This window comes from Commensalibacter communis, assembly GCF_947179015.1.
GTDB classification, from domain to species: Bacteria; Pseudomonadota; Alphaproteobacteria; order Acetobacterales; family Acetobacteraceae; genus Commensalibacter; species Commensalibacter communis.
Window position 1 is genome coordinate 416,049 of the sequence record NZ_CAMXCM010000001.1, and the last position, 23,187, is coordinate 439,235.

The window sequence follows — 23,187 nt, forward strand, 5'->3', positions numbered from 1 at the left end:
TTATATATGACTGCCAAGGATAATAACGACTTAGCGTCTGTGTTTAACGATTGGGTTTCCGTAAAACAACCAGCCAATGCCGATAGTGTTGCGCTACGAACAGATGCTTATTTTGATAGAACACAGCAGATTGTTCATCATTATGGTGATAAAGAAGTAGTATATGCGGTCTTTTTACGTCGCCCTGTCTTATCTGCCCCAAGGTTAGTGTTGCAGTGGTTGGATCAAATCTTTGAACAAGAAAAGATTAAGGCAACCTATTACGTTGCCTTTCCAGAAGGGGAATGGGTTGGGGCTGGTCAACCTATTTTGTATTTAAAAGGTTCTTTTGAACAACTTGTTGTTCTAGAAACCATTTTATTGCAAAAACTGGGTGTCTGTTGTGTTGCTGCGTGTAATGCGTTTCAAATGGCACAAGCATTACCTGAAGTTGACTTTATCGCAATGGGTGCACGTCATTGTGCAGGCTATGAAATGCAGGAACTGGTTGAATATGCGGCTTGGGTTGGAACACAGGCTGCACAGAAAAAGAGTGGTTCTAAAGGATTTATCGGCACGGCGGCTGCAAGTACAGCGACAATGTTTGGGTTGGACGCTGGTATGGGCACAATGCCTCATGCTTTGGTTGGATATGCGGGTTCTACTGTTCGTGCTGCTGAGATGTTTCATGAACAATTTCCGGATCAAATATTGGGTGTATTGGTTGATTATTTTGGCAAAGAGGTCACAGACGGTATCGCTGTTTGTCAACGCTTTCCAGAGCTTGCCGATCAAGGAAAAATTTCTTTGCGTTTAGATACGCACGGCGGACGTTTTTTAGAAGGATTAAATCGACAAACATCTTATTCTTTGATTATGCGTCATGCTCCAGAAACATTGCAACGCTATTGTTCTGAAAAAGAATTAACGCATTTAACGGGGACGGGGGTTTCAGCTGCTGCAATTTGGTGGATGCGTGAGCGCCTGAATGAAGCGGGGTTTAAAAAAGTTAAATTAATTGCCTCTTCTGGTTTTGATGTCACGAAATGCCGTATGATTGCCGAGGCCAAAGCACCAGTAGATTGTATTGGAACTGGCTCTTTTATTCCCAGTCGCTGGAGCGAAACCTATGCGACGGCTGACATTATTGCCTATAATGGTCAGGCGCTTGTCAAACAAGGAAGAGAATTTTTGATTAATTTTGCACGCCAATATGTTCCTGGGTTATAAGTGTTGAAGAATCAAAAAATGTATAGGAGTAGAGTTTTTGGATAGTCAAAACAATGATGAAAATCATGACAAAGGTGAATATAAAGTTCATGTTTTTGATCTTTCCAGTGATGCCGAGGATAAAGTCGTAGAAATCATTGATGGTTTTTATAATGAAGAACATGCGATTGTTTTTGCACATGCCTACGTGCGGGCAAGTGTAGAACGCTGTCGTATTCCTGGCGTGACAAATCAAGAAATCGTTGATGCGTGGTCTGCGTTCGGTGAAGATATAAAAGTCATGAAAAAGGAAGAAATAGTTTGGAATTCTTCTGACGAAATTATGTCTTTTGTTGAAAATGTTGCGACCCCTATGGAATGTGATTGGCGTTCATTAGACCCCCGCCGATTGGTTGAAGAAGACGAATTCCCAGAAGATGACGACGAATAACCCCCTTGAGTTTTAAGATAATTTAAATAGCGATAAGTTTTAAAGATGAAATTACGTTTTGCCCCAAGTCCTACTGGTTTAATGCATGTAGGAAATGCTCGTTTAGCTGTTGCGAATGCTTTATATGCACGTCGTCATGGCGGTAAGTTTATGTTGCGTATTGATGATACGGATGTTGAACGTTCCAAGGAAGAATATGTTCGTGAAATTCACAAAGCATTAGAATGGTTTGGTTTTTCTTGGGACGAATATATGAAACAATCTGATCGTATGGATCGTTATAATATGGCGATTGAGCGATTGAAAGAATCTGGACATTTATATCCTTGCTTTGAAACCAAAGAAGAGTTGGATTTTAAACGCGAATTGCGTCGTCGTCAAAATAAACCGCCCATTTATGACCGTGCAATGTTAAGATTAACACCAGAACAACGCGCATCAGCTGAGGCAAATGATAAAGTGCCACATTGGCGTTTCAAACTTTCTGGTCGTGAAGTCAAATGGGATGATTTGGTGATGGGGCAATGTCGGGTTAAATTAACATCGATCTCTGATCCGATTATGATTAAAGCTGATGGAACTGTGTTATATACACTAGCTTCTGTTGTTGATGATTTGGAAACAGATATTACTCATATTATTCGTGGGGAAGATCATGTGACAAACACGGGTGTTCAAATTGATTTAATTGAAGCATTAACAGGTAAACCAAATAAAATTAGATTTGCGCATTTGCCTTTATTAATGGATGCCGATGGCGGTAAATTATCTAAACGTTTAGGCAGTGTTTCTTTGAAAGAGCTACGTGAAGACGGGTTAGAAGCCAAAGCCATTGTTTCTTATTTGGCACGTTTGGGAACATCCCGTGACCCTCAATTATTAAGTGTTGATGAGTTGGCACAAGATTACGATTTGTCAACTTACTCCAAATCTCCTGCACGTTTTGATATTCAACAAATGTTAATGTTGAATAAGAAATGCTTGCACGGAATGGAATTTGCAGAAGTCAAAGATCGCTTGCCATCTTATATCACAGAAGAATTTTGGAATGTCGTTCGTCCGAACATCGATCTTCTTAGTGAAGCGAGATATTGGTGGGATTTAATTCATGAAGATATGATTCCAGAAGTGGCAGAAGAAGATAAAGACTATTTACAACAGGCCTTAGACTGCTTGCCAGAAGACCCTTGGAGCGAAGAAACTTGGGGAGAATGGACAGCAAAACTGAAAGATATCAGTGGCAGAAAAGGTAAATCTTTATTCCATCCATTGCGGATTGCTTTGACTCGTGAAGAAAAAGGCCCCGAAATGAAAGGGATGTTACCTTTGATTGGTCGTGAACGTGTTGTTCGCCGTTTGCAAGAGGCAGTTTCTCGTTAATATTCATTATATTGAGTTAAGAGCTAAATCATAAAGGGCAGTTTAGGAACTCTAAATAGCCCTTTATGATATTTTAGGGTTTTATAAATTCATGTATTGAGCGAATTGCTTTTTCCAAAGTGGATGCCATCTTGATAAAGCAGGTCGGTTTAAAATAATATCATTGACTGCCCACATCATACGCCGTTTATCGATTTCAGGAGTTACGGCATTATCGGGACAAAGTATATAAAAATCCTCTTGAAATAATCGCTCGATAAAATAATCTACAAGTTGTTTTGCTGTCCAAGGTTCTTCTGGTTTATCGTCAGATGTTGGATTCATATTGGGGAAATTCATCGGGGTCCAAGTATAACCAGGAATCAATAAATGCGCCGAAACAATACCATTTGTGCTTTTCAGTAATTCGTGTGCCAGTTGCTCTGTTAATAGTTTAACCGCACCTTTGGCAACGGAATAGGCCGCATTTCCTGGGGGAGTGGTAATCCCTTCTTTTGACCCTAAATTAATTATGGCTGCAGGATTGTTGGCTTTAATCATATATGGCACAAAAAGATGTTGAGCATTTAAAACAGCGGTAAAATTCACATCTAACGATTGACGCCATTGTTCAGGGCTATCCCAAGGCCCAGCATTTAGCGTTATGCCTGCATTATTTATAAGCAATGCAACGTCTTTAAATTGCTCTGTGGTTTGGTGATAGAGTTGTTGTAAAATATGGGGATCACTGATGTCTCCACCCATTATGATGGTGTCGGTATTCAGGGTGCGGGCAAGTTTATTTAACTCGTTTAAATCTATATCAATTAAAGAGAGTTTCATTTTATGGGATGCAAGCTTCCGTGCCAATTCTGCGCCAATTCCTTTGGCAGCTCCTGTGATAACAGCAACTCGATCTTTTTGTATGATATGATGCATTCTTGTTGTCATGATGAATATCCTTTATTTTTGATAAGAATTGAAAAGACAAATAATGGTATTCCACAAATCGCGAGGATGGCTCCCACCACACCAATAGATGCCCAGCCAAAACCTGTTGAAATAGCTATTCCTCCAGTCCATGCGCCAATGGCATTAGAAAGGTTAAAAGCAGAATGATTCATGGCAGAGGCTAAGGTTTGTGCTTTTGGGGCAATATCCATTAGTCTTGCTTGCAATGCGGGAACCAAAGCAAAGCCAGTTCCGATTAGGAATAAGCAAATGGCTACCCATAAGGGGGAATGCGCTATGATGGTGAATAAACCGAGGAAAATTGCATTCCAAATTAGCAAACCAAAGATTGTTTTTAATAAAGATTGGTCTGCCAACCAAGAACCAATGATATTTCCGATCACCATTCCTAGTCCCCATAAGGCAAGGAAGAGAGGAACGCGGTGTTCAGGTTGCTGGGTTACATGTATTAAGGTAGGGGTTATATAACTGTAAACAGCAAACATTCCACCAAATCCAATAGCGGCAGTTGCCAGCGTCAGCCATACTTGTCGTGTATTCATGGCTGAAACCTCTTGTAACGGAGAAATCGTTTGATCGGATTTAATTTTTGGAACAGTAAGGGGAAGTAATAGCAGCAATATGATCCCCCCAAGGGATATTAACCCAAAAGTAGAACGCCACCCCCATAATTGTCCCATCCATGTCACCAAAGGAACCCCTGCAAGGTTTGCAGCTGCCAGACCTAACATGACGCGTCCGATTGCTTGGGTGCGTTGATGGTGGGGGACTAAACTTGCGGCTACTAATCCAGCCGTGCCATAATAAGCACCATGAGGTAAACCAGCGATAAATCGAGCGATGGCTTCCAAACCAAAATGGTTGGCAAACTCAGAAGCACCATTGCCAATGAATACTAAAATCGCAAGGAGATAAAGCAAAAATCGTCTCTCCATCCTTGCGCCAAAAATCACCAGTAATGGAGACCCAACAATAACGCCACAAGCATAAATAGAGATCAAATAACCAGCAGTTGGAATGGTGACTTGAAAAGTTTGTGCAATATTGGGTAACAGCCCCATTGCTGCGAATTCACCTGTGCCAATAAATAATCCGCCCAGAGCCAAAACAAGATGAGCCATCCAAATAGTGGTTGGATTATTTTCTTGAGATAAAGATGTCGTTTTCATGTCAGATACTCTGTTTTAATTTAATTAGAACCTTCATATAAATTAAATAGAGCGCGCTTTATGTAGGTAAGGTAACGGATGAACTCTGTGTTTTCAATGAACTAAAATTGCACATAATGTTGATTTTAGATGAACATTAAAATATGATTATGATGTAAAGATTGGGTCAGTGATGGGGTGAAAATTCTATGTCATTATTAACGCGCAGCGATCTTGGTGATCTCAGTCTTTTTCGCGAAATTGCCGAAGCTGGAGGGTTCCGAAAGGCTGCGGATAGACTAGATATGTCACCCTCAGCACTCAGTCGGGCCATGCGTAATTTAGAGGAACGTCAGGGTGTTCGTTTATTTCATCGCACCAATCGTAGTGTTCAACTAACCCCAGCAGGACGAGAGCTGTTACAATCCATTCATATTGGCTTTGGTGAGATTGAATCTGGATTAGAGGCGCTTAATCGCTATCGAGATCATCCTGCGGGGCTACTCAGAATTAATGTGTTAAGCGATGCTGCACGTCTTATTTTGGCACCTATCTTAGCAAAATATGCCGAAACTTATCCTGATGTCAGGTTGGAAATTGCCGTTCAAGATACCGTTATTGATATTATCAATAATGGATTTGATGCCGGTATACGATACGGTGATAATGTCCCGGAGGATATGATCGCTCTGAGGCTATGTAATGATTTAAAATGGATCATTGTTGCTTCTCCTGAGTATTTAGAATCAGCACCGCCTTTAAAAATCCCTGCGGATTTACATCATCATCAATGTATCGGTACCCGTATGGGAAATGGCAAGATTTATCATTGGGAATTAGAGCAGGAAGAAGAAAGATTTATTCTTTCCGCGGATTGGTCAATTATTGTAAATGAAACGATCCTTTCGATTGAACTTGCCGAAAAAGGCGGTGGGATTTGTTATAATTTAGAGCATCGCGTTGTCAAGCAATTGGCTGATGGGTCATTGGTTCGGGTTTTGCCAGAATGGGGATCAATAGGAGAAGCTTTTTACTTATATTACTCAAACCGTCGTCAATTACCCAAAGCATTGCGGGCACTAATAGATTTTATTAAGATATATCCTTTTTATTTATAATCAAAATATATTAAATTTGTTTAAGGATTAAATAAATGAACTTGATTTAAATTAGTAGGATGAATCACATAGGTTTGTTTAGATTTATCCTTTGACAAGTAATTATATACTTTTAATTTAGCGTTATTCGGTGTTAGTAAATAATATGAAACGTTATCATTTTGCTCTTTTTTATCTAGACTAAAAGCTATGATTACTCTTTTCTTTGTAAAGAAAAAATACTTTAAATCATTAAATGATGGTAACATATCAAGATCATATAAAAAATCATTATGAATAATCTGACCATATAAAACTAATTTGCTCTCCAATATCTGTTTCAAAAGAGTTTCTGAGACCCGTTTTATTTTGAATACTATCTTGACTTGCTCTATCAAAAAAATATGTTTTATCCCATTTAAAAGGTAAAATTTGATTTAAATCAACCACACATTCTTTTTGCTCTTTGCAATTATTCTTTAAGTATAAAAAAAGAGTTTGTTCAAAATCTTTTTTTACAGAAAAATATATAAAAAGCGTAAAGACAACTACTCCAATACAAATTATCGAATATTGCTTTAATTTCATATTTTTAACCTAAAACCTAAGTTTTTATATTCTCTTAAATAATTTTGAATTATAGAGCAAAAGATTAATTTTCTGCTGCTTCTTTATAAATACATTTAAATAATATATATAATTTGCTAAAAGATCTTTCCTTTATATTAAAAAACAGTTGTTATTACATGTCAAATCCTTTGAAAGTTGAACTCTTAAGTCCCGCGGGGACATTAAAATCCATGCGTTATGCATTTGCCTATGGCGCAGATGCTGTTTATGCGGGACAACCTCGATATAGTTTAAGAGTTCGGAATAATGAGTTTAATCACGAGAATCTTAAAATTGGGATTGATGAAGCTCATGCTCAGGGGAAATGTTTTTATGTGGTGGTGAACATTGCCCCTCATAATGCGAAATTAAAAACTTTTATCAAAGATTTAGAACCTGTGGTTGCAATGAATCCAGATGCATTGATTATGTCTGATCCTGGATTGATTATGATGGTGCGTGAAGCATTTCCTGATATGGCTGTGCATTTATCTGTGCAAGCCAATGCAGTCAATTGGGCAACCGTGAAGTTCTGGCGTCAAATGGGTCTAACACGCGTTATTTTGTCTCGTGAATTATCGATCAAAGAGATCGAAGAGATCCATCAACATGTGCCTGATATTGAATTGGAAGTTTTTGTTCATGGTGCATTATGTATGGCTTATTCTGGGCGTTGCTTATTGTCTGGATATATTAACCATCGTGATGCAAACCAAGGAACCTGCACCAATGCTTGTCGTTGGCAATATGGTGTTGAGGAAGGCACTGAAAACGAAGTTGGTGAGATTGTAAGCAAGAAATCCGAAAAGCAAGATGGATGCTGTCAAGAGAAAGAGGAAGTCCAACCCACATTAGGTGAGGGGCCATCAACTGATAAAGTATTCGTGTTACGCGAAGGCACCAGACCTGAAGAGGAAATGACTGCTTTTGAAGATGAACATGGTACGTATATCATGAACTCCAAAGATTTACGCGCGATCCAACATGTAGAGCGTTTGGTGAATATTGGCGTTTACTCTTTAAAAATCGAAGGTCGGACGAAATCACATTATTATGTAGCTCGTACCGCTCAAGTTTATCGCAAAGCAATGGATGATGCGGTGGCAGGTCGTCCTTTTGACACCAACCTATTAAGCACATTAGAATCTTTGGCACATCGTGGTTATACCGAAGGGTTCTTGCAACGCCATAAACATAATGATTATCAAAATTATGAAACGGGTTCTTCAGTTTCGATTAAACAACAATTTGTAGGTGAGTTCACAGGACAACGCCAAAATGGCTTGGCAGAAGTCACCGTAAAAAATCGTTTTGAAATTGGCGATCGTTTGGAAATGATGACCCCAAAAGGGAATATTAGTTTCACGCTTGAGAAAATGGAGAATACCAAAGGTGAAGCAGCCACAGTTGCACCAGGAAATAGCCATACGGTTTATATTCCGATTGCAGACGATGTGCAGTTGGAATATGCACTGTTAATGCGGTATTTAGGTGAGAAATAAGGACTAATTAATGGTATAGTTAGAAAGGCTGGTCTGGCAATAGGATCAGCCTTTTTATTTTGATAATATTTTAAGTAAGGATAAGATTGCTATTTAAATTGATAGTGAAATATTTGGGTATAAGGAGATACAATGTGGTAGTCAGTGTTAATGGTCAAGATAGGTGGACATGTCCATATTGTAATTATTTAAATAGTCTGGGAGATAATTGCAAAATTATATCTGGGGTATTTGATGAACATACAAATTCATTTACCGGTAATCCTAGTGATATAATATATAATAAGCACCAAGATCAATTGAATTTAAAGACTGCTTTTATAGTATGTTTAAACCCTGAATGTAGAGAATATATTTTTATGTTTTCTTTATCCTTACACAACTCTAGTGATTTTATTCATAAGTGGGATTCTTTACCTGAGGGTTTAAATACGGCAAAAATATTTCCCGATTATATTCCCAAAGCTATTCTTGAAGATTATAAAGAGGCTTGTTTAATCAAAGATAAAAGTCCAAAGGCTTCAGCAACATTATCAAGAAGATGTTTACAAGGGATAATAAGGGACTTTTGGAAGGTTAAGCCTGATACTCTTTATAAAGAAATTAACCAAATCAAAGATAAAATTGGCTCTGATTTATACGATGCGATTGATGCTATTCGGCAGATTTGGAATATTGGGGCTCATATGGAAAAGGATATTAATGTCATTATTGATGTTGATCCTAATGAGGCGCAGATATTGATCGAGTTAATTGAGATGTTGATTGAAGAATGGTATATCAAAGATCATGAAAGAAAAGAAAGATTAGCAAGAATTACAGCTATTGGTGTTGAGAAAAAAGCATTAAAAGGTAGTAAATAAGGAGAATTTTATGCCTAAACAATTTGCAATATTAATAGCAACAGTTTTTATTTTATTTATTGTTTGTTTTATTACTTTATATATTCTTTTAAAACCTGCTGTTGAAGATCATTTATTAGAGGTGGGTTCTCAATCTGCATATAACGCTCTTGCTATAAAAACGAAATTTGTACCGATTAAATCATCGATGTCTGAACTTATGGAAGGTGGGAATGGGTATAAAGTAACATCAACGAATAAGACATCAACTGGTTTAATATTTACGTTAGAATGGAACGTAATAACACAAGAATATTATAAAAAAGAAAGAGATAATGTTCTTTGTATTTTAACCTTTCCTAATCCTCAAAAAGGTCAATATGAAGCAACATCACGTTGTTGGCGTTTGAATTAAAATACACTATACTTATATTATGCCCAAGGATCATTTTGAATATTTGTAAATGGATCATTATTAATAAAAGATTGCTCAAATGGGTTATTATCATACCAATTATTATATAAAGGCACAGGCTGAATATAATTTCCATCCCAACCCGGTTCCATATGTAAGATACGTTGATTCAATGGTGGATGAGTTGAAAATAATTGCCTAGCACTATTGGCAAAAAACATATGGCTATAGGCTTTGCTATTAGGGGTATGAATAGTGGAACCTTCGATACTTCCACCAATTTTTTTTAACAAAGAGGCAACTGCATGGGGCATTCGGGTAAATTGTGCGGATGATGCATCGGCAAGGAACTCTCTTTGGCGACTAACACTGGCCTGCATAATATTCCCCCACAATGCTAACAACGCCCCCAAAGCAATAAAAATCAGGCAAAAGAAAGCCATAATGGCAAGACCGCCGCCACCTTCTTTGGAAGATCTGTTACGGCTTCCTCTGCCCATATTGATAATGAGCTGATAGGCAACAGTCATTAATACATACATTCCACAAATAATAGCTGTGAAACGTAGATTAATACGCATATCCTCGTTTAAGATGTGACTTAATTCATGACCAATTAAAGCCATTAATTCTTCACGAGTTAAGACATCCAAAGCCCCTTTGGTAATCCCAATCGCCGCATCATCAAACGTATATCCCGCAGCAAAAGCATTAATGCCTTGTTCGGCATCCAAAATATATAGGTGAGGTGCAGGAATATTGGCGGCAATCGCCATTTCAGCAACCACATTAATGAGTTGTCTTTCTTGAAAATTTTGTGCTTGTTGTGGATGAATATATCGTCCGCCTAGTTGCTCTGCGATAACGTAACCCCCAACTTTAAATTGGGAAAATTTATACAAAGCAACAGGAATAACTATACCAATCGTACCACCTAATAATATCCCGATGATTTCCCAGGGAATACTATCAAAATCTCTGGGTAAATATCCTTTTTCCCAATAATCAATGCCGATGGCCGTAAGAATAGGGAGGATGACCGTACCAATAATAAACAGAACGACAAAAATTGTCGTATTGTTACGCGCATTATGTTGATGGGTAAAAAAACTCATAGGGATCGTAACAGAATTAGTTGAAGTTTACTTTAGGGGCTGACTGAATTTGAGCTGAATCTTCAAATTCCAACAATTTTCCTTTTTCGGTATGACCAACCAAAGGGGCTATCAATACCGCAGGAAATGTTTTTAATGCAATATTATAGGAGGTAACTGCATCATTATATGCTTGTCTTGCATAACTGACGCGGTTTTCAGTAGAAGTGATTTCTTCACTTAATTGCATCATATTGGTACTGGCTTTTAAATCAGGATAGGCTTCTAACTGCAAATTTAATCCTGACATATTTCGATTGAGATTTTGTTCAGCTCTATTTAATGCTTGAATATTCTGACCGTTGGTTGGATCAGCGGAGGCATTTTTTAAAGCGCTGATTGCTTGGTTTCTGGCTTCGGTAACTTTGATTAAAGTTTCGCTTTCATGCTTCAAATAAGCTTTGGCAGTTTCAACTAAATTTGGAATTAAATCATATCGACGTTTTAATTGGACTTCAATTTGTGCAAAAGCATTTTTAAACTGTGCCTTGAGACGAACAAGTTGATTATAAATTGAAATCAATATAAAGATCGCAATAATAATTAGAGCAATAATAATAAGCGTGGTTATATTCATATCGATCTTACTACCATGTGAAAAAATGTAATATCGTATCTTAGCAAAAAATAAGCGAAATAAACATTAATCTTTTTATGTTTATACTATGAATATCAGTTATAAATAAATTTCATATATAAGATGGGTTGATTAGACTACTTAGTAAGTAGAATGGTTTTCAAACATGTTAAATACGCAACAGTAAGGCTGCCATCAAAGCAACGCATTCTTTTACAATGGGAAAACATCTGAAATTCATATATGAGTTAGGAAAGTATATATTGAAGGACTTTAAAGATGATTAGCTCAGGCATCAGCACAGGTTTAATTGCTATTATTATTATATTATTTGCTGTGGTAATGACATTGTTTAAAGGGGTTCGTATTGTTCCTCAAGGACAGCAGTGGATTATTGAGCGATTAGGAAAATACAAAGAAACATTAGGGGCAGGATTGAATATTGTTGTTCCTTATATGGATCGTGTTGCGTATCGTCTTTCTAATAAAGATCAAATCTTAGAAGTCCCTAGCCAAGATGTGATTACCAAAGATAATGCCGTTGTGACGGTCAATGCTATTTGTTTTGTCAAAATTGCAGATCCACAAAAAGCAGCCTATGGGGTTGAGGATTACGAGCAAGCAACTGCAAGTCTGGCCATGACATCATTGCGTGCCACCATTGGGAAAATGGATTTGGATGAAAGCCTTTCTTCTCGAGACATGATCAAAGCTGAATTATTAGGCGTGATGTCTGATCAAATGACGGATTGGGGGCTGATTTTACGCTCAATTGAAATTCAAGATATTGCCCCATCACCATCAATGCAAGGAGCAATGGAACAACAAGCCGCCGCAGAGCGTCAACGTAAAGCGACAGAAACCAGAGCCGCTGGGAATAAACAGGCCGCTATTTTAGAAGCTGAAGGGATTAAGCAATCCACTATTTTACGTGCAGAGGCTGAACAAGAATCTGCAACAAGGCAAGCTGCTGCTGCGATTTCTTTGGCAGAAGGAACAAAAAGAGCCAACCAGCTTCTTGCTGAAAGTATCAGTGGTGAGGGTGGTCAAGCAGCGCTAAATTTCCAACTAGCAACACGTTATGTTGACGCATTATCTGCTTTATCTCAAAGCAATAATACCAAAGTCGTTGCAATGCCATCCGAGCTATCACAATCCATAGGCAGCTTGATTAATGCAGGGGTTGTATTAGGAACAACCGCAGAAGTTGTTGCTGATAAAAAGAAGCAAACTCAAAGTCAAACAAGCACTAATTTCCCTTGGAATACCGAAAATAGTTCAACATAAATTATACGCATTAAGTAAGAGAAGATAAAATGGTCATAGATTTACATACACTTTGGTTAATGTGGATTATTATTGGTGCTGTTCTTTTACTTGTAGAGTTATTTACAACGACTTTTTTTGCACTGTGGATGGCTGGGGCAGCGATTGTTCCTGCAATTCTATCGTTTCTTTATCCCAATATAAGCTTAGAATTTCAAATCATCGTTTGGATAATTTCGATGTGTATCTGTGCATTCTTATGGATGCGTTTTTCTAAAAGAGATACACCGCTTGAAAATATTGATAAAGAGTTAATCGGACAAATTGGTATCCTTGCTAAGAAATGTGATGCTGAAAATAAAGGGATATTGTTATTACAAAAACCCGTTGATGGATTATCACAATGGGAATGTGTGGCGAACGATGCTATTCCAACGGAAACACGCGTGATTGTAATTAAAAGAATTGATCAACGGTTATTGCAAGTTGATTTTGAGAAAAAATAATTTAAAAATAGTAATCATTGACTAAACTATGCAAGAGGCATAATGGGTATAGGTCTGTTTGTAGTTTTTCTTTTATTGTTTATTGTTGTATATTACCCTTGCAACAACAATTTGTATTGTCCCACAAGGGCAGCAGCTTATTATCGAGCGTCTAGGAAAATATAAAACTACTTTGGGTGCAGGTTTAAATATCTTAACGCCTTTTGTTGATAGGGTTGCCTATCGTCTCTCAACCAAAGATCAGATTTTAAATGTTCCAAGTCAAGATGTCATTACCAAAGATAACGCATTGGTAAAAGTAAATGCTATTTGTTTTATTAAAATTATTGATACCCAAAAAGCGGCTTATGGTGTTGAAAATTATGAACAAGCAACCATTAGTCTTGTGATGACCTCCTTACGTGCGACGATTGGGAAAATGGATTTAGACGAAAGTCTTTCCTCCAGAGATGTGATTAAGGCTGAGTTGATTAAAGCCATGGCAGATCAAATGACGGACTGGGGATTGGTACTTCGCTCTATCGAAATTCAAGATATTTCACCCTCTGAATCTATGCAAGTTGCAATGGAACAACAAGCTGCGGCTGAGCGTCATCGTAAAGCAGCTGAAACGCAAGCTGCAGGAAATAAACAAGCCGCTGTTTTAGAAGCGGAGGGGATAAGACAATCAACGATCTTGAAAGCAGAAGGGATTAAACAGTCTACTATTTTAAAAGCCGAGGCAGAGCAAGAGGCTGCGGTCAGACAAGCTGCTGCAGCAGTATCTTTGGCAGAGGGTACAAAAAGGTCAAATGAATTATTAGCAGAAGGAATAAAAGCGGTTGATGGTCAATCTGCTTTGAATTACCAGCTTTCAAAACAATATATAGAAGCATTGGCTTTGTTATTTAAAAGTGAAAGCAATAAAGTGCTGATTATGCCTCCAGAATTATCTCAATCAATGGGTAATTTAATCAATTCCAGTTTCGTTTTGGGTGCTACAAACGAGTTGGATAAAAAAGATAAATCTTAAAGTCAGTGGTTGATTATAAACGTGATATCGTTAATTTATTTTTTTGGAAATACAATAAATGCATCATTTTCATAGTAATAAATCAATGCTTTGAATAAAACTTCCAGCGATGGTGCTGTTAATTGTGCTTTGGTATTCTCTATAATATCTTCAATAGTTGCACCATCGAACAGTTTGATCCATCCATTTTCTTTCACTTGTATTGGTAAATAGTCATTGGAATCTGGTGGAAATTCGCTGGCATCCAAACTAAAAGCACCTTTGGTGTCTAACGTCCATTTTTCTTGTTCAGGAGGTAAATAAAATCATTCTTGGTTCTTGATTGGAAAAGAGAGTAAATCACGAATAGCAATGAGTTTCATGTAGTACCTCCATATCATTCAAAAGAACTATCAGCACCGTTTAACCATTTTATCCAATCAGAAAATTCTTTGAATTTTTGTTCTGATTGTCCGTGATAGCGCCATATTTCTGGTTCAATAGGGTTATTCCATACGGCCAGTGTAAAGTCTCCATCTTTTTCACTGGCAACAGAGATAACCGATAATTGTTTATCAGAATAGATCATTGGTGCGGAATCTTCCCAATTTTCTCTCATGGATTTTACCCATTTTTTGAATTTTGGTTTATGAATGAGCTTCAACATCCCTTCAACATCAAGCCAAGTTTCACCAATTTCTTTCCGTTTGCCAGTATATAAAAAATGTTCGTGAAGTTGAGGGCTGACTTTTTTAGAAATAGATAGATCAAATGTAGGAACTTCACGCACGATACTGCCAGCAGTTCGTTTGATTTTTGCATCTTGCTTGGCTTCTGCTTCAGTAAAGCCATAGGATAGATATTCTTGAATGAATTCTTGCTTACGTTGTTCAACGCTTTTTTCATAAGCCTCAAGTAAATCACGAATAGACATTCTTATTTCCTAATTAAATTTATTAACCAGACCGTAATAAACGTCCTGCATTATTTTTAGCAAATAAAAGGAGTAAACATTCAATTGTTTCTTTTTGTTGCACAGACGCTTTTGGCTCATATTGAAACCATTGCTCGGACGATTGCCACGCTATATTTAACCATTGTTCAAATCTAATTTCATCAACCACTTTAAAATCAGGAAGTCCAGATTGTCTGCGTCCAGTGACTTCGCCACCGCCTCTGATTTTGAAATCTTCGTCAGCAATTAAAAACCCATCTTCAGTATCGCGTAACAGAGCTAGACGTTTTTTAGCGGTAAAATTGATTTTATCATCGTGAAGGAGTAAGCAATAAGATTGTTTTTCTCCTCGACCAACACGCCCTCTTAATTGATGGAGTTGGGCTAGACCGAAACGCTCCGCATGTTCGATAACCATAATATTGGCGTTGGGGATATTGACGCCAACTTCAATAACGGTGGTTGCAACCAAGATTTTGGTTTTATTTTGTGCAAACGCATCTAAAGCATCTTGTCGTTCTTGGCTATCTTGTTGGCCATGAGCTAACCCCACAATATCTTTACCAAAATGATGTTTCAGCTCGTTAAATCGATCTTTGGCAGCTGCTAAATCCATGACTTCGCTTTCTTCAACCAAAGGGCATACCCAAAAGATTTGACATCCTTGAGAGACCATACGTTCAACGCCTTGCAGGATTTGTTCCATACTGCCTAGATTATGCAAGGTGGTATGAATGGGTTTACGCCCTGCGGGCTTTTGAGTCAGGCGACTGACTTGTAATTCTCCCCACCGTGTTAGTAATAAAGTTCTGGGGATTGGGGTGGCGGTCATGACAAGAATATCGGTATTTTCTCCTTTATCCCCCAGTTTAATTCGTTGCTCTACGCCAAAACGATGCTGCTCATCAATAATAACCAGAGCAAGATTATGGAACTCCACGCCTTCTTGAAATAAAGCATGGGTTCCAATTGCAATTTTTGCATCACCATTCTGGATTTTTTCAAGCGCTTCTTTTCGTGCACTGCCTTTGACAGAACCACTCAGAAATACAGTTTCGACTGAACATAATTGTGAAAAGACCTCAAAATGTTGTCTGGCTAATATCTCGGTGGGCGCCATGATAACGGCTTGATATCCAGCCTCTACAGCGTGTAACGCGGTTAATAAAGCAACGATTGTTTTTCCTGAACCGACATCGCCTTGTAATAAGCGCAGCATCCGAAAAGGGCGTTCAAGATCTTGTTTAATTTCTTGTAACGCATGAACTTGCGATTGCGTTAATGGATAACCAAATTGTTCCAAAGCTTGATGAGATAAGGTTTGGTCTCCTATTAATGCTCGACCAGGATTTTTCTGTGTCGCTCTTTTGGCCTGCCCAATAGCCAGTTGTTCGGCAAAGAGCTCATCAAAGGCTAATCTTGAACGTGCTCTACTTTCAGCAGCTTCATAAGATTGATTGTCAAATAACTCTGGAAAATCACCTGGAAAATGTAAAAGATGTAAAGCTTCTTTAAATCTCGGCCATTGATTTTGTTGAACGATTGTGGGATCAATCCATTCAGGTAATATTGGGCATTTGGATAAGGCAGAACGGAGGGCTTTGTATAGATTTTTAGGAAATAATCCTGCTGTTAATGGCCAGACGGGTTCTATTAACGGGATCATATATTCGTTTTCTGTAGATTCCAGATAATGAGGATTTGTAATTTGTAAACGATTGCCATAAGTTTCCAACGTGCCAGATACAATAATTTGTGTATTGGGTTGGATTTTCTTTGCTTGCCATTGAGAGAAAAAGCTGAGTTCGGCGTTTTTAGTGCCATCCGTGGCATGAATCCGCCAGGGTTGCTTGCTGCGTAATGGTCTTTCAATATGGATAACTTTTAGTTTTACTGTGACAATCCTACCTGGGATTGCATTTTGCAGTTGAGGGCGATATCGTCGATCGATAATATTTTCAGGCAGGTGAAACAATAAATCAATAACGCGATACCCACCAACCGCTCTGGCAATCAGTTCGCTGGTTTTTGGTCCAATACCATCAAGGGAAGATAAAGGAGCAAGCAAAGGGGATAAAGCAAGTTGTGTTGTCGATGAAATAGAGGTTTCACCCATGAGATGGCTCGGTTATATTAGAGGTCATAAAAGCGTTTAAGATAAGGTATATTGCATCATGGATCAAAAAGAAACAATGACGGATTTAGAAATTCGTAAACGTCGTTTAATCTATCAAGGGAATTATCGTGGATCTTATGAAGCAGATTTGTTAATTGGTCGCTTTGTAAAGCAGCATATTGCGGTTATGGACGAACGAGAGTTAAATGAGCTTGAGCATATTATGAGTTTAGATGATACCGATTTAACCTTGTGGTTGACGGGTGCAAAAGAAATTCCTTCTGAACTATTGAGTATTCCAATGTTTCACAAAATGCGTGAATTCGCAAAAATTATTCATTCAAAATTATAAGATTTAATAACGAGGAGAGATAGAATGGGGGATACCTCATCAAAACAGCAGAACAATTTGTTGCCAATATGGGGTGTTCCAGATGGATATGATGCCTTTTTGTTAAAACGTCACGCTTCGGAATGTTTTATTAAAGATAAGAAAACTTTGGTTCATGTTGCCCGTAATGATGCGGATATGATCCGAATTGCTGATTTATTGAATTTCATTGATCCGAGTTTAGAAGTTTTGAACTTTCCGGGATGGGATTGTTTACCTTATGATCGGGTTTCCCCTAATAAACGGGTTGTTTCTGAACGTGTAGCAACGTTGACACGATTACTAGAGCCTGTTACTTCGCCCAGAATTGTTTTAACAACGATCTCAGCACTTTTACAGAAGGTAGCCCCTCGTTCTGTTTTTTCTGGACGTGCACTAAATATGAAAAGAGGGGATAGTTTAGATCATGAATTCTTAGTCGAACTCCTTGTTTCTCAGGGGTATAATCGAACAGATACAGTGATGGAGGCAGGAGAGTTCGCTGTACGCGGCAATTTATTTGATATTTTTCTTGCTGGTGAAGAAGAGCCTGTCCGTCTGGATTTATTTGGAGATGAGGTTGATTCAATTCGTTCTTTTGATCCTATTAGTCAGCGTTCAACAGGTACGATGGACGCGTTAATAATGCGTCCAACAGCTGATTTTTCTTTGGATGAAGAAAGTATTGCAAGATTTAGAACAAAATGGCGTGATTTATTTGGATCAACGGCAACAAATGATCCTATTTATGACGCCGTCTCTAATGGTCGTAGATATCAAGGTATTGAGCATTGGTTGCCTTTGTTTCATGAGAAAATGGAAACATTGTTTGATTATATCCCAAGATTGTCTTTATCGTTCGCATATCAAGCCGAGGAGGCATTACAACCTAGGTTGGAAATGATTGCAGATCATTATGAGGCTAGGAAGCAACCTGTCAGACCAAACGAAGTTCCTTATCGTCCGCTGCCTTCGGATTATCATTATTTGAGTCAAGAAGCTTGGGATCAATTAATCTCAGCATATAAAATAATTTCTTTTCACCCTTTTGCAAAACCTGATGGTGCTGTGGGTGTGGATGCTGGAGGGCGCCCTGGTATTGTGTTTGCAAAAAGCCTTGCTGTATCAGAGCGTGAAAATGTTTTTGCTTTTTTTGGGAAAAAAGTTTCGGAATGGGGATCTGCGGGGCGCAAAGTGATTATTGCTGCGTGGAGCAAAGGCTCCAGAGAGCGAATTGCAACATTATTAAAAGAGCACCAGATTCCAACCCAACAGTTAGCCCGTTGGATTGAGGTAGAGAAATCTAAGGCTGGTATTGTGAATTTGTTAACTTTGGGTGTTGATAATGGATTTATTGCTGATGATTTTGCATTAATATCAGAGCAAGATTTATTAGGGGAGCGTATTTCCCGCCCACATCGTCAGCGTAAAAGGGCAGAACAATTTATTTCAGAGGCTTCTGAAATTAGCGAAGGGGATTTGGTGGTTCACCAAGAATACGGAATTGGTCAATATCAAGGATTAATTAATCTTGATATAGGTAATGCTCCTCATGATTGTTTGTCATTAATGTATCACGGCGAGGAAAAACTTTTTCTGCCCATTGAAAATATTGAGCTGCTCAGTCGATTTGGTTCGGATCAATCAGGCGTGGCATTGGATAGGCTAGGTAGCCCAGCTTGGCAAAAGCGCAAAGCTACCATGAAGGCCCGTATTCGCGATATGGCTGATGCTTTGTTGCGTACAGCTGCGACACGTTTGATGAAAGAAGCCTCTATTGAAACGCCCCCCGAGGGATTATGGGAAGAGTTCTGTGCAGGGTTCCCATTTATTGAAACAGAAGATCAATCTAGAGCAGTGGCAGATATTATCCAAGATTTATCGTCTGGCCGCCCGATGGATCGTTTAATTTGCGGTGATGTGGGTTTTGGTAAAACCGAAGTTGCTTTGCGTGCAGCCTTTATTGCAGCAATGGGCGGTTCTCAAGTGGCTGTTGTTGTGCCAACGACATTATTGGCTCGACAACATTATCGTACATTTATGAAACGGTTTGATGGGTTTCCTATTAAAATTGCACAATTATCACGTATGGTAACCGCCAAAGATGCGACGCAAGTTAAAAAAGAAATAGCTGATGGTACAGTGAATATTGTCATAGGTACTCATGCCTTACTGGCCAAAGGAATACAATTTGCCAATCTGGGGATGTTAATTATTGATGAGGAGCAACATTTTGGGGTGACTCATAAAGAAAAATTAAAAGCATTGCGTGAAGATATTCATGTTTTGACCCTTTCTGCAACGCCATTGCCAAGGACTTTGCAACTCTCTTTGACGGGTATGCGGGAAATCAGTCTGATCGCGACACCTCCTGTCGATCGATTGGCAGTCAGAACGTTTATTATGCCATTTGATCGTGTTGTAATCCGTGAGGCTTTACAAAGGGAGCGTTTCAGAGGCGGGCAAGCATTCTGCGTTGTTCCTAGGCTGCAAGATTTACAACCATTACAAGAACAACTGCTTGATATTATTCCCGACTTACGTTTGGTGCAAGCTCATGGTCGTTTGACACCGACCGAGCTGGAACGTGTGATGACAGAGTTTAGTGATGGAAAGTATGACGTTCTTCTTTCGACCAATATTGTTGAAAGTGGTCTGGATATGCCATCAGTTAATACGCTGATTATTTATAAAGCAGACCGTTTTGGATTGGGTCAATTATATCAGCTTCGTGGTCGAGTAGGGCGTGGTAAGCAACGTGGTTATGCATATCTTACGTGGCCACAAAACCATTTTTTATCTAAAAACTCTGAAAAGCGACTTGAGATCATGCAGTCTTTGGATAATTTAGGAGCAGGATTTACGCTTGCTTCTCATGATCTGGATTTGCGTGGTGCAGGGAATTTGCTCGGTGAAGAACAGTCTGGTCATATTCGCGAGGTGGGTGTTGAATTATATCAAAAAATGCTCGAGGAAACAGTCGCATCATTACGTGCAGAACGTGACAATCAACCTATTGAAAATCAGGAATGGAGTCCTAATATAGTGCTAGGACTGGCTGTATTAATTCCTGAAAACTACGTTACTGACTTGCCTGTGCGGTTAGGGTTATATCGCCGTATCGGTAATCTAGTGCAAGAAGATGAAATTGAAGCAATGCGCGCAGAATTAATTGATCGTTTTGGTGATCTTCCAGATGAAGTGTCTAACTTACTGGCAGTTGTGAAGTTAAAAGGATTATGTAAAAAAATAGGTGTTCAGCGTGTCGATGCTGGTCCAAAAGGAGTGGTGGTTCAGTTTTTAAACAACCAATTTAAAAATCCCGAAGGTCTTATTAAATGGGTAGCAGGAATTGGAGAGGGATATATGAAGTTACGACCAGATGGTAAATTGGTATATTTGAGAGAAACACCATTTGCAAAAAGAGTACAACGTACTCAATTCTTACTAGAGAAACTTCGTGAAATATACAACTTTAAATAAATAATTTATTATGTTTACAAAATACTTTACTTAAGTGTAATAATTATTATAGTTATTTATTATCATTAAATTTTTATTTATTTCGGAGAGTATTTATGTATAAAATAAATATTCTCTGTAAAATCTTGAATACAACTTTGGATTGGATTTTTCTAGTATGTTGCAAAAAAATATTAACGATCTTTTAGTTTTTTTAAGTGTTGCAAAGGAACGCAGTTTCACGAAAGCTGCATCTAAGTTAGGTGTGTCGCAATCTGCATTAAGTCATACAATGCGAAACCTAGAAGGGCGTTTAGGAATTCGTTTGTTGATGCGTACGACGCGCAGTGTTGCGCCAACAGAAGCAGGCGAGTTGTTGCTGAGGAATATTGCCCCTCGAGTAGAGGAAATGGAACAAGAATTAAGCAGGGTCATTGAATTTAAGCAACAACCTGCAGGCACTATTCGACTGACTGCTGATGAGCATGCAGCAAATTTTATTTTGTGGCCTAGATTAAGAAGCTTTTTGAAAGACTATCCTGACATAAAACTCGAAATTGATGTTGATTTTGCTTTGAAAGATATTGTAACAGAACAATATGATGCTGGAATTCGTTTAGGAGAGCTGGTTCATAAAGATATGATTGCTCTGCCAATCAGCCCTGAAATTCGTATGGCTGTGGTTGCATCACCTCATTATTTAGAAAATAGATCTATTCCCAAAAAGCCAAAAGATTTATTAAAACATCAGTGTGTTAATCTGAGATTACCAACAGTAGGTAATTTGTATGCTTGGGAATTTGAGGTCAATCGACGTGAGATCAAAGTGAACGTCGAGGGGCAGGTAATCTGTAATACTTTAACACAAATGTTACAAGCAGCATTAGATGGTTTTGGTTTTATATATGTGCCAGAAGACGAGGTAAGTATTGCAATACAACAAGGTCGATTAGTCCGGGTATTGGAAGATTGCTGCCCTTACATTCCGGGATATTATTTATATTATCCCAACCGTCGTCAGCATAGTTATGCTTTTTCTCTATTTTTAAAAATGTTTCAAAATCAGAATAAAAAATAAAATTAGCTTTGTCTTTAAAATATTTGACTTGACGATACTTGATGATAAAAATCATCAAAATATTTCACAAATAAAGTTATTATATTAATTGTAATATTATTACATCCATTGTTGCTCTATATTATAGGTTTATATATCTTTTTTTTACAAGGTACATCAAATGTATGATGTTGTGGTTGCTCGTGCAATACATGTTCTATCTGTCGTTATTTGGATAGGTGGGGTATGTATGGTGACGACGATTTTATTACCTTCACTGCGGCGTTATTTTCCTATTCAAGAACGATTAAGTTTGTTTCATAAAATCGAAGAACGGTTTGCTTGGCAGGCAAGATTTGTTGTGTTATTGACTGGAATGTCAGGCTTTTATATGGTTTGGCGTTTATCTGCTTGGGATCGTTTTCACCATATCTCTTATTGGTGGATGAATGCGATGCTATTAATATGGGTTCTATTTATGGTGATGCTTTTTGTTCTGGAGCCTCTTTTCTTAGAAAAAAAATTACATCAAATGTCTAATGAAAATCCAGAAAGAGCGTATAAATTAGTACAAAGATTACATTGGGTATTGCTTATTCTAAGCTGTATTACCATTATGGGGGCAGTGATGGGGAGTCACGGTTTTTGGTAAGATAATTTAATAGAATAAGGGCGCAACAAAATGCAAAAGCTAATTCGTAATATTCTTTTATTTATAAAGAATATACCAAGAGGATGGATTGATGCATGGCGCCATTATTTTTACTTCAAAGGACGTACCAATCGATCTGGATTTTGGTCATTTGCGATTATGAATAGTTTAGTGGCATATGTCTTGTTTTTGTTGAGTGCCCAATTAGGGCTAGTATATGGTATTAACCTTTATACAAAATATGTAGAATCTTATCTTTTATTTACGATTTATATTATCGCCAGTACGGCACCTTCTTTTTGTTTGTGTATCAGACGTTTGCATGATTTGAATTTGAGGGGGTTTTGGTTTTGGATCTGGCTCTTGGTTTTATTCGTATCGATCCCTTATATGTATGTTAATTTTGTTTGTCAGTGGTTCATATTATTGGTGGCTTGCTATCCTTCAAGTGAAAATGAAAGATTTGGCAGTCCACCACAATCCTCTTTTACTGTATAA

22 protein-coding genes and 1 pseudogene are annotated in these 23,187 nt (G+C 38.1%); 15 read left to right on the plus strand and 8 right to left on the minus strand.

Features of this window, described 5'->3' with window-relative positions; genetic code table 11:
- Positions 1-6 precede the first annotated feature (6 nt).
- From PQG54_RS01960 to gltX, 3 genes are read left to right on the plus strand one after another with little or no spacing between them, the layout of a single operon-like run.
- On the plus strand, positions 7-1,209 hold the full coding sequence (locus PQG54_RS01960; RefSeq protein ID WP_271789147.1) for a beta/alpha barrel domain-containing protein: 1,203 nt from the start codon (positions 7-9) through the stop codon (positions 1,207-1,209).
- A 37-nt stretch (positions 1,210-1,246) separates the two neighbouring features.
- Positions 1,247-1,639 (plus strand): hypothetical protein, encoded by a 393-nt coding sequence (locus tag PQG54_RS01965; RefSeq protein WP_271789146.1) that lies wholly within the window; start codon positions 1,247-1,249, stop codon positions 1,637-1,639.
- Between the two features lie 45 nt (positions 1,640-1,684).
- Positions 1,685-3,019, plus strand: a complete 1,335-nt coding sequence (gene gltX / locus PQG54_RS01970) for a glutamate--tRNA ligase (RefSeq protein WP_271789145.1) — start codon at positions 1,685-1,687, stop codon at positions 3,017-3,019.
- 81 nt (positions 3,020-3,100) lie between these two features.
- Here gltX and PQG54_RS01975 read toward each other — a convergent pair whose 3' ends face one another.
- Positions 3,101-3,949 (minus strand): SDR family NAD(P)-dependent oxidoreductase, encoded by an 849-nt coding sequence (locus tag PQG54_RS01975; protein WP_271789144.1) that lies wholly within the window; start codon positions 3,947-3,949, stop codon positions 3,101-3,103.
- Positions 3,946-5,139: an MFS transporter gene (locus tag PQG54_RS01980; protein ID WP_271789143.1), complete on the minus strand. Its 1,194-nt coding sequence runs from the start codon at positions 5,137-5,139 to the stop codon at positions 3,946-3,948. The genes PQG54_RS01975 and PQG54_RS01980 overlap by 4 nt, the downstream gene beginning before the upstream one ends.
- Before the next feature lie 188 nt (positions 5,140-5,327).
- Here PQG54_RS01980 and PQG54_RS01985 point away from each other — a divergent pair, with 188 nt between their 5' ends.
- A complete protein-coding gene (locus PQG54_RS01985) occupies positions 5,328-6,236 on the plus strand; it encodes a LysR family transcriptional regulator (protein WP_271789142.1) in 909 nt (302 codons plus the stop codon).
- 270 nt (positions 6,237-6,506) lie between these two features.
- Here the strand turns inward: PQG54_RS01985 and PQG54_RS01990 are convergent, their stop codons facing one another.
- On the minus strand, positions 6,507-6,803 hold the full coding sequence (locus tag PQG54_RS01990) for a hypothetical protein (RefSeq protein ID WP_271789141.1): 297 nt from the start codon (positions 6,801-6,803) through the stop codon (positions 6,507-6,509).
- 158 nt (positions 6,804-6,961) lie between these two features.
- Here PQG54_RS01990 and trhP point away from each other — a divergent pair, with 158 nt between their 5' ends.
- The 3 genes from trhP to PQG54_RS02005 all read left to right on the plus strand — a co-directional run bounded on the left by trhP (position 6,962) and on the right by PQG54_RS02005 (position 9,583).
- Positions 6,962-8,326, plus strand: coding sequence for a prephenate-dependent tRNA uridine(34) hydroxylase TrhP (gene trhP, locus PQG54_RS01995; RefSeq protein WP_271789140.1), 1,365 nt, complete (start codon positions 6,962-6,964; stop codon positions 8,324-8,326).
- Positions 8,327-8,460: 134 nt separating this feature from the next.
- Complete coding sequence (locus PQG54_RS02000) at positions 8,461-9,189, plus strand: DUF4145 domain-containing protein (RefSeq protein WP_271789139.1); 729 nt, start codon at positions 8,461-8,463, stop codon at positions 9,187-9,189.
- A 10-nt stretch (positions 9,190-9,199) separates the two neighbouring features.
- Positions 9,200-9,583, plus strand: coding sequence for a hypothetical protein (locus PQG54_RS02005; RefSeq protein WP_271789138.1), 384 nt, complete (start codon positions 9,200-9,202; stop codon positions 9,581-9,583).
- Positions 9,584-9,600: 17 nt separating this feature from the next.
- Here PQG54_RS02005 and PQG54_RS02010 read toward each other — a convergent pair whose 3' ends face one another.
- The gene (locus PQG54_RS02010; protein WP_271789137.1) at positions 9,601-10,698 is read right to left on the minus strand and encodes a M48 family metalloprotease; all 1,098 of its coding nucleotides are present in this window, start codon (positions 10,696-10,698) and stop codon (positions 9,601-9,603) included.
- A gap of 16 nt (positions 10,699-10,714) precedes the next feature.
- Positions 10,715-11,314, minus strand: coding sequence for a LemA family protein (locus tag PQG54_RS02015; RefSeq protein WP_271789136.1), 600 nt, complete (start codon positions 11,312-11,314; stop codon positions 10,715-10,717).
- Between the two features lie 279 nt (positions 11,315-11,593).
- Here PQG54_RS02015 and PQG54_RS02020 point away from each other — a divergent pair, with 279 nt between their 5' ends.
- The 3 genes from PQG54_RS02020 to PQG54_RS02030 all read left to right on the plus strand — a co-directional run bounded on the left by PQG54_RS02020 (position 11,594) and on the right by PQG54_RS02030 (position 14,098).
- The gene (locus tag PQG54_RS02020) at positions 11,594-12,601 is read left to right on the plus strand and encodes an SPFH domain-containing protein (protein WP_271789135.1); all 1,008 of its coding nucleotides are present in this window, start codon (positions 11,594-11,596) and stop codon (positions 12,599-12,601) included.
- A 29-nt stretch (positions 12,602-12,630) separates the two neighbouring features.
- Positions 12,631-13,086, plus strand: a complete 456-nt coding sequence (locus PQG54_RS02025; protein ID WP_271789134.1) for an NfeD family protein — start codon at positions 12,631-12,633, stop codon at positions 13,084-13,086.
- Positions 13,087-13,171: 85 nt separating this feature from the next.
- Positions 13,172-14,098 (plus strand): SPFH domain-containing protein, encoded by a 927-nt coding sequence (locus tag PQG54_RS02030; RefSeq protein ID WP_271789133.1) that lies wholly within the window; start codon positions 13,172-13,174, stop codon positions 14,096-14,098.
- Positions 14,099-14,133: 35 nt separating this feature from the next.
- Here the strand turns inward: PQG54_RS02030 and PQG54_RS02035 are convergent.
- From PQG54_RS02035 to recG, 3 genes and pseudogenes are all read right to left on the minus strand, one after another.
- Positions 14,134-14,388, minus strand: a pseudogene (locus tag PQG54_RS02035) (DUF7716 domain-containing protein); the annotation flags it as partial.
- Positions 14,389-14,474: 86 nt separating this feature from the next.
- Positions 14,475-15,011: a hypothetical protein gene (locus PQG54_RS02040; protein ID WP_271789131.1), complete on the minus strand. Its 537-nt coding sequence runs from the start codon at positions 15,009-15,011 to the stop codon at positions 14,475-14,477.
- A 22-nt stretch (positions 15,012-15,033) separates the two neighbouring features.
- Positions 15,034-17,148 (minus strand): ATP-dependent DNA helicase RecG, encoded by a 2,115-nt coding sequence (gene recG / locus PQG54_RS02045; protein WP_271789130.1) that lies wholly within the window; start codon positions 17,146-17,148, stop codon positions 15,034-15,036.
- 58 nt (positions 17,149-17,206) lie between these two features.
- Between recG and PQG54_RS02050 the strand changes: the two genes are divergently transcribed.
- The 5 genes from PQG54_RS02050 (at position 17,207) to PQG54_RS02070 (ending at position 23,187) form a co-directional block, all read left to right on the plus strand.
- Positions 17,207-17,500, plus strand: coding sequence for a succinate dehydrogenase assembly factor 2 (locus PQG54_RS02050; RefSeq protein ID WP_271789129.1), 294 nt, complete (start codon positions 17,207-17,209; stop codon positions 17,498-17,500).
- A gap of 24 nt (positions 17,501-17,524) precedes the next feature.
- Entirely contained in the window at positions 17,525-21,001 is a 3,477-nt protein-coding gene (mfd, locus tag PQG54_RS02055) for a transcription-repair coupling factor (RefSeq protein ID WP_271789128.1), read from the plus strand.
- Positions 21,002-21,158: 157 nt separating this feature from the next.
- A complete protein-coding gene (locus PQG54_RS02060) occupies positions 21,159-22,058 on the plus strand; it encodes a LysR family transcriptional regulator (RefSeq protein ID WP_271789127.1) in 900 nt (299 codons plus the stop codon).
- Positions 22,059-22,218: 160 nt separating this feature from the next.
- Positions 22,219-22,689, plus strand: coding sequence for a hypothetical protein (locus PQG54_RS02065; protein WP_271789126.1), 471 nt, complete (start codon positions 22,219-22,221; stop codon positions 22,687-22,689).
- A gap of 30 nt (positions 22,690-22,719) precedes the next feature.
- Positions 22,720-23,187, plus strand: coding sequence for a DUF805 domain-containing protein (locus PQG54_RS02070; protein ID WP_271789125.1), 468 nt, complete (start codon positions 22,720-22,722; stop codon positions 23,185-23,187).

Coding starts and splice junctions, on each gene's coding strand:
- PQG54_RS02040 (WP_271789131.1), bottom strand. CDS start 15,011: ATGTCTATTCGTGATTTACTTGAGGCTTATGAAAAAAGCGTTGAACAA.
- PQG54_RS02020 (WP_271789135.1), top strand. CDS start 11,594: ATGATTAGCTCAGGCATCAGCACAGGTTTAATTGCTATTATTATTATA.
- PQG54_RS01960 (WP_271789147.1), top strand. CDS start 7: ATGACTGCCAAGGATAATAACGACTTAGCGTCTGTGTTTAACGATTGG.
- PQG54_RS02070 (WP_271789125.1), top strand. CDS start 22,720: ATGCAAAAGCTAATTCGTAATATTCTTTTATTTATAAAGAATATACCA.
- mfd (WP_271789128.1), top strand. CDS start 17,525: ATGGGGGATACCTCATCAAAACAGCAGAACAATTTGTTGCCAATATGG.
- PQG54_RS02050 (WP_271789129.1), top strand. CDS start 17,207: ATGGATCAAAAAGAAACAATGACGGATTTAGAAATTCGTAAACGTCGT.
- PQG54_RS01985 (WP_271789142.1), top strand. CDS start 5,328: ATGTCATTATTAACGCGCAGCGATCTTGGTGATCTCAGTCTTTTTCGC.
- PQG54_RS02005 (WP_271789138.1), top strand. CDS start 9,200: ATGCCTAAACAATTTGCAATATTAATAGCAACAGTTTTTATTTTATTT.
- PQG54_RS02010 (WP_271789137.1), bottom strand. CDS start 10,698: ATGAGTTTTTTTACCCATCAACATAATGCGCGTAACAATACGACAATT.
- gltX (WP_271789145.1), top strand. CDS start 1,685: ATGAAATTACGTTTTGCCCCAAGTCCTACTGGTTTAATGCATGTAGGA.
- PQG54_RS01990 (WP_271789141.1), bottom strand. CDS start 6,803: ATGAAATTAAAGCAATATTCGATAATTTGTATTGGAGTAGTTGTCTTT.
- PQG54_RS02025 (WP_271789134.1), top strand. CDS start 12,631: ATGGTCATAGATTTACATACACTTTGGTTAATGTGGATTATTATTGGT.
- PQG54_RS02060 (WP_271789127.1), top strand. CDS start 21,159: ATGTTGCAAAAAAATATTAACGATCTTTTAGTTTTTTTAAGTGTTGCA.
- recG (WP_271789130.1), bottom strand. CDS start 17,148: ATGGGTGAAACCTCTATTTCATCGACAACACAACTTGCTTTATCCCCT.
- PQG54_RS01980 (WP_271789143.1), bottom strand. CDS start 5,139: ATGAAAACGACATCTTTATCTCAAGAAAATAATCCAACCACTATTTGG.
- PQG54_RS02015 (WP_271789136.1), bottom strand. CDS start 11,314: ATGAATATAACCACGCTTATTATTATTGCTCTAATTATTATTGCGATC.
- trhP (WP_271789140.1), top strand. CDS start 6,962: ATGTCAAATCCTTTGAAAGTTGAACTCTTAAGTCCCGCGGGGACATTA.
- PQG54_RS02065 (WP_271789126.1), top strand. CDS start 22,219: ATGTATGATGTTGTGGTTGCTCGTGCAATACATGTTCTATCTGTCGTT.
- PQG54_RS01975 (WP_271789144.1), bottom strand. CDS start 3,949: ATGACAACAAGAATGCATCATATCATACAAAAAGATCGAGTTGCTGTT.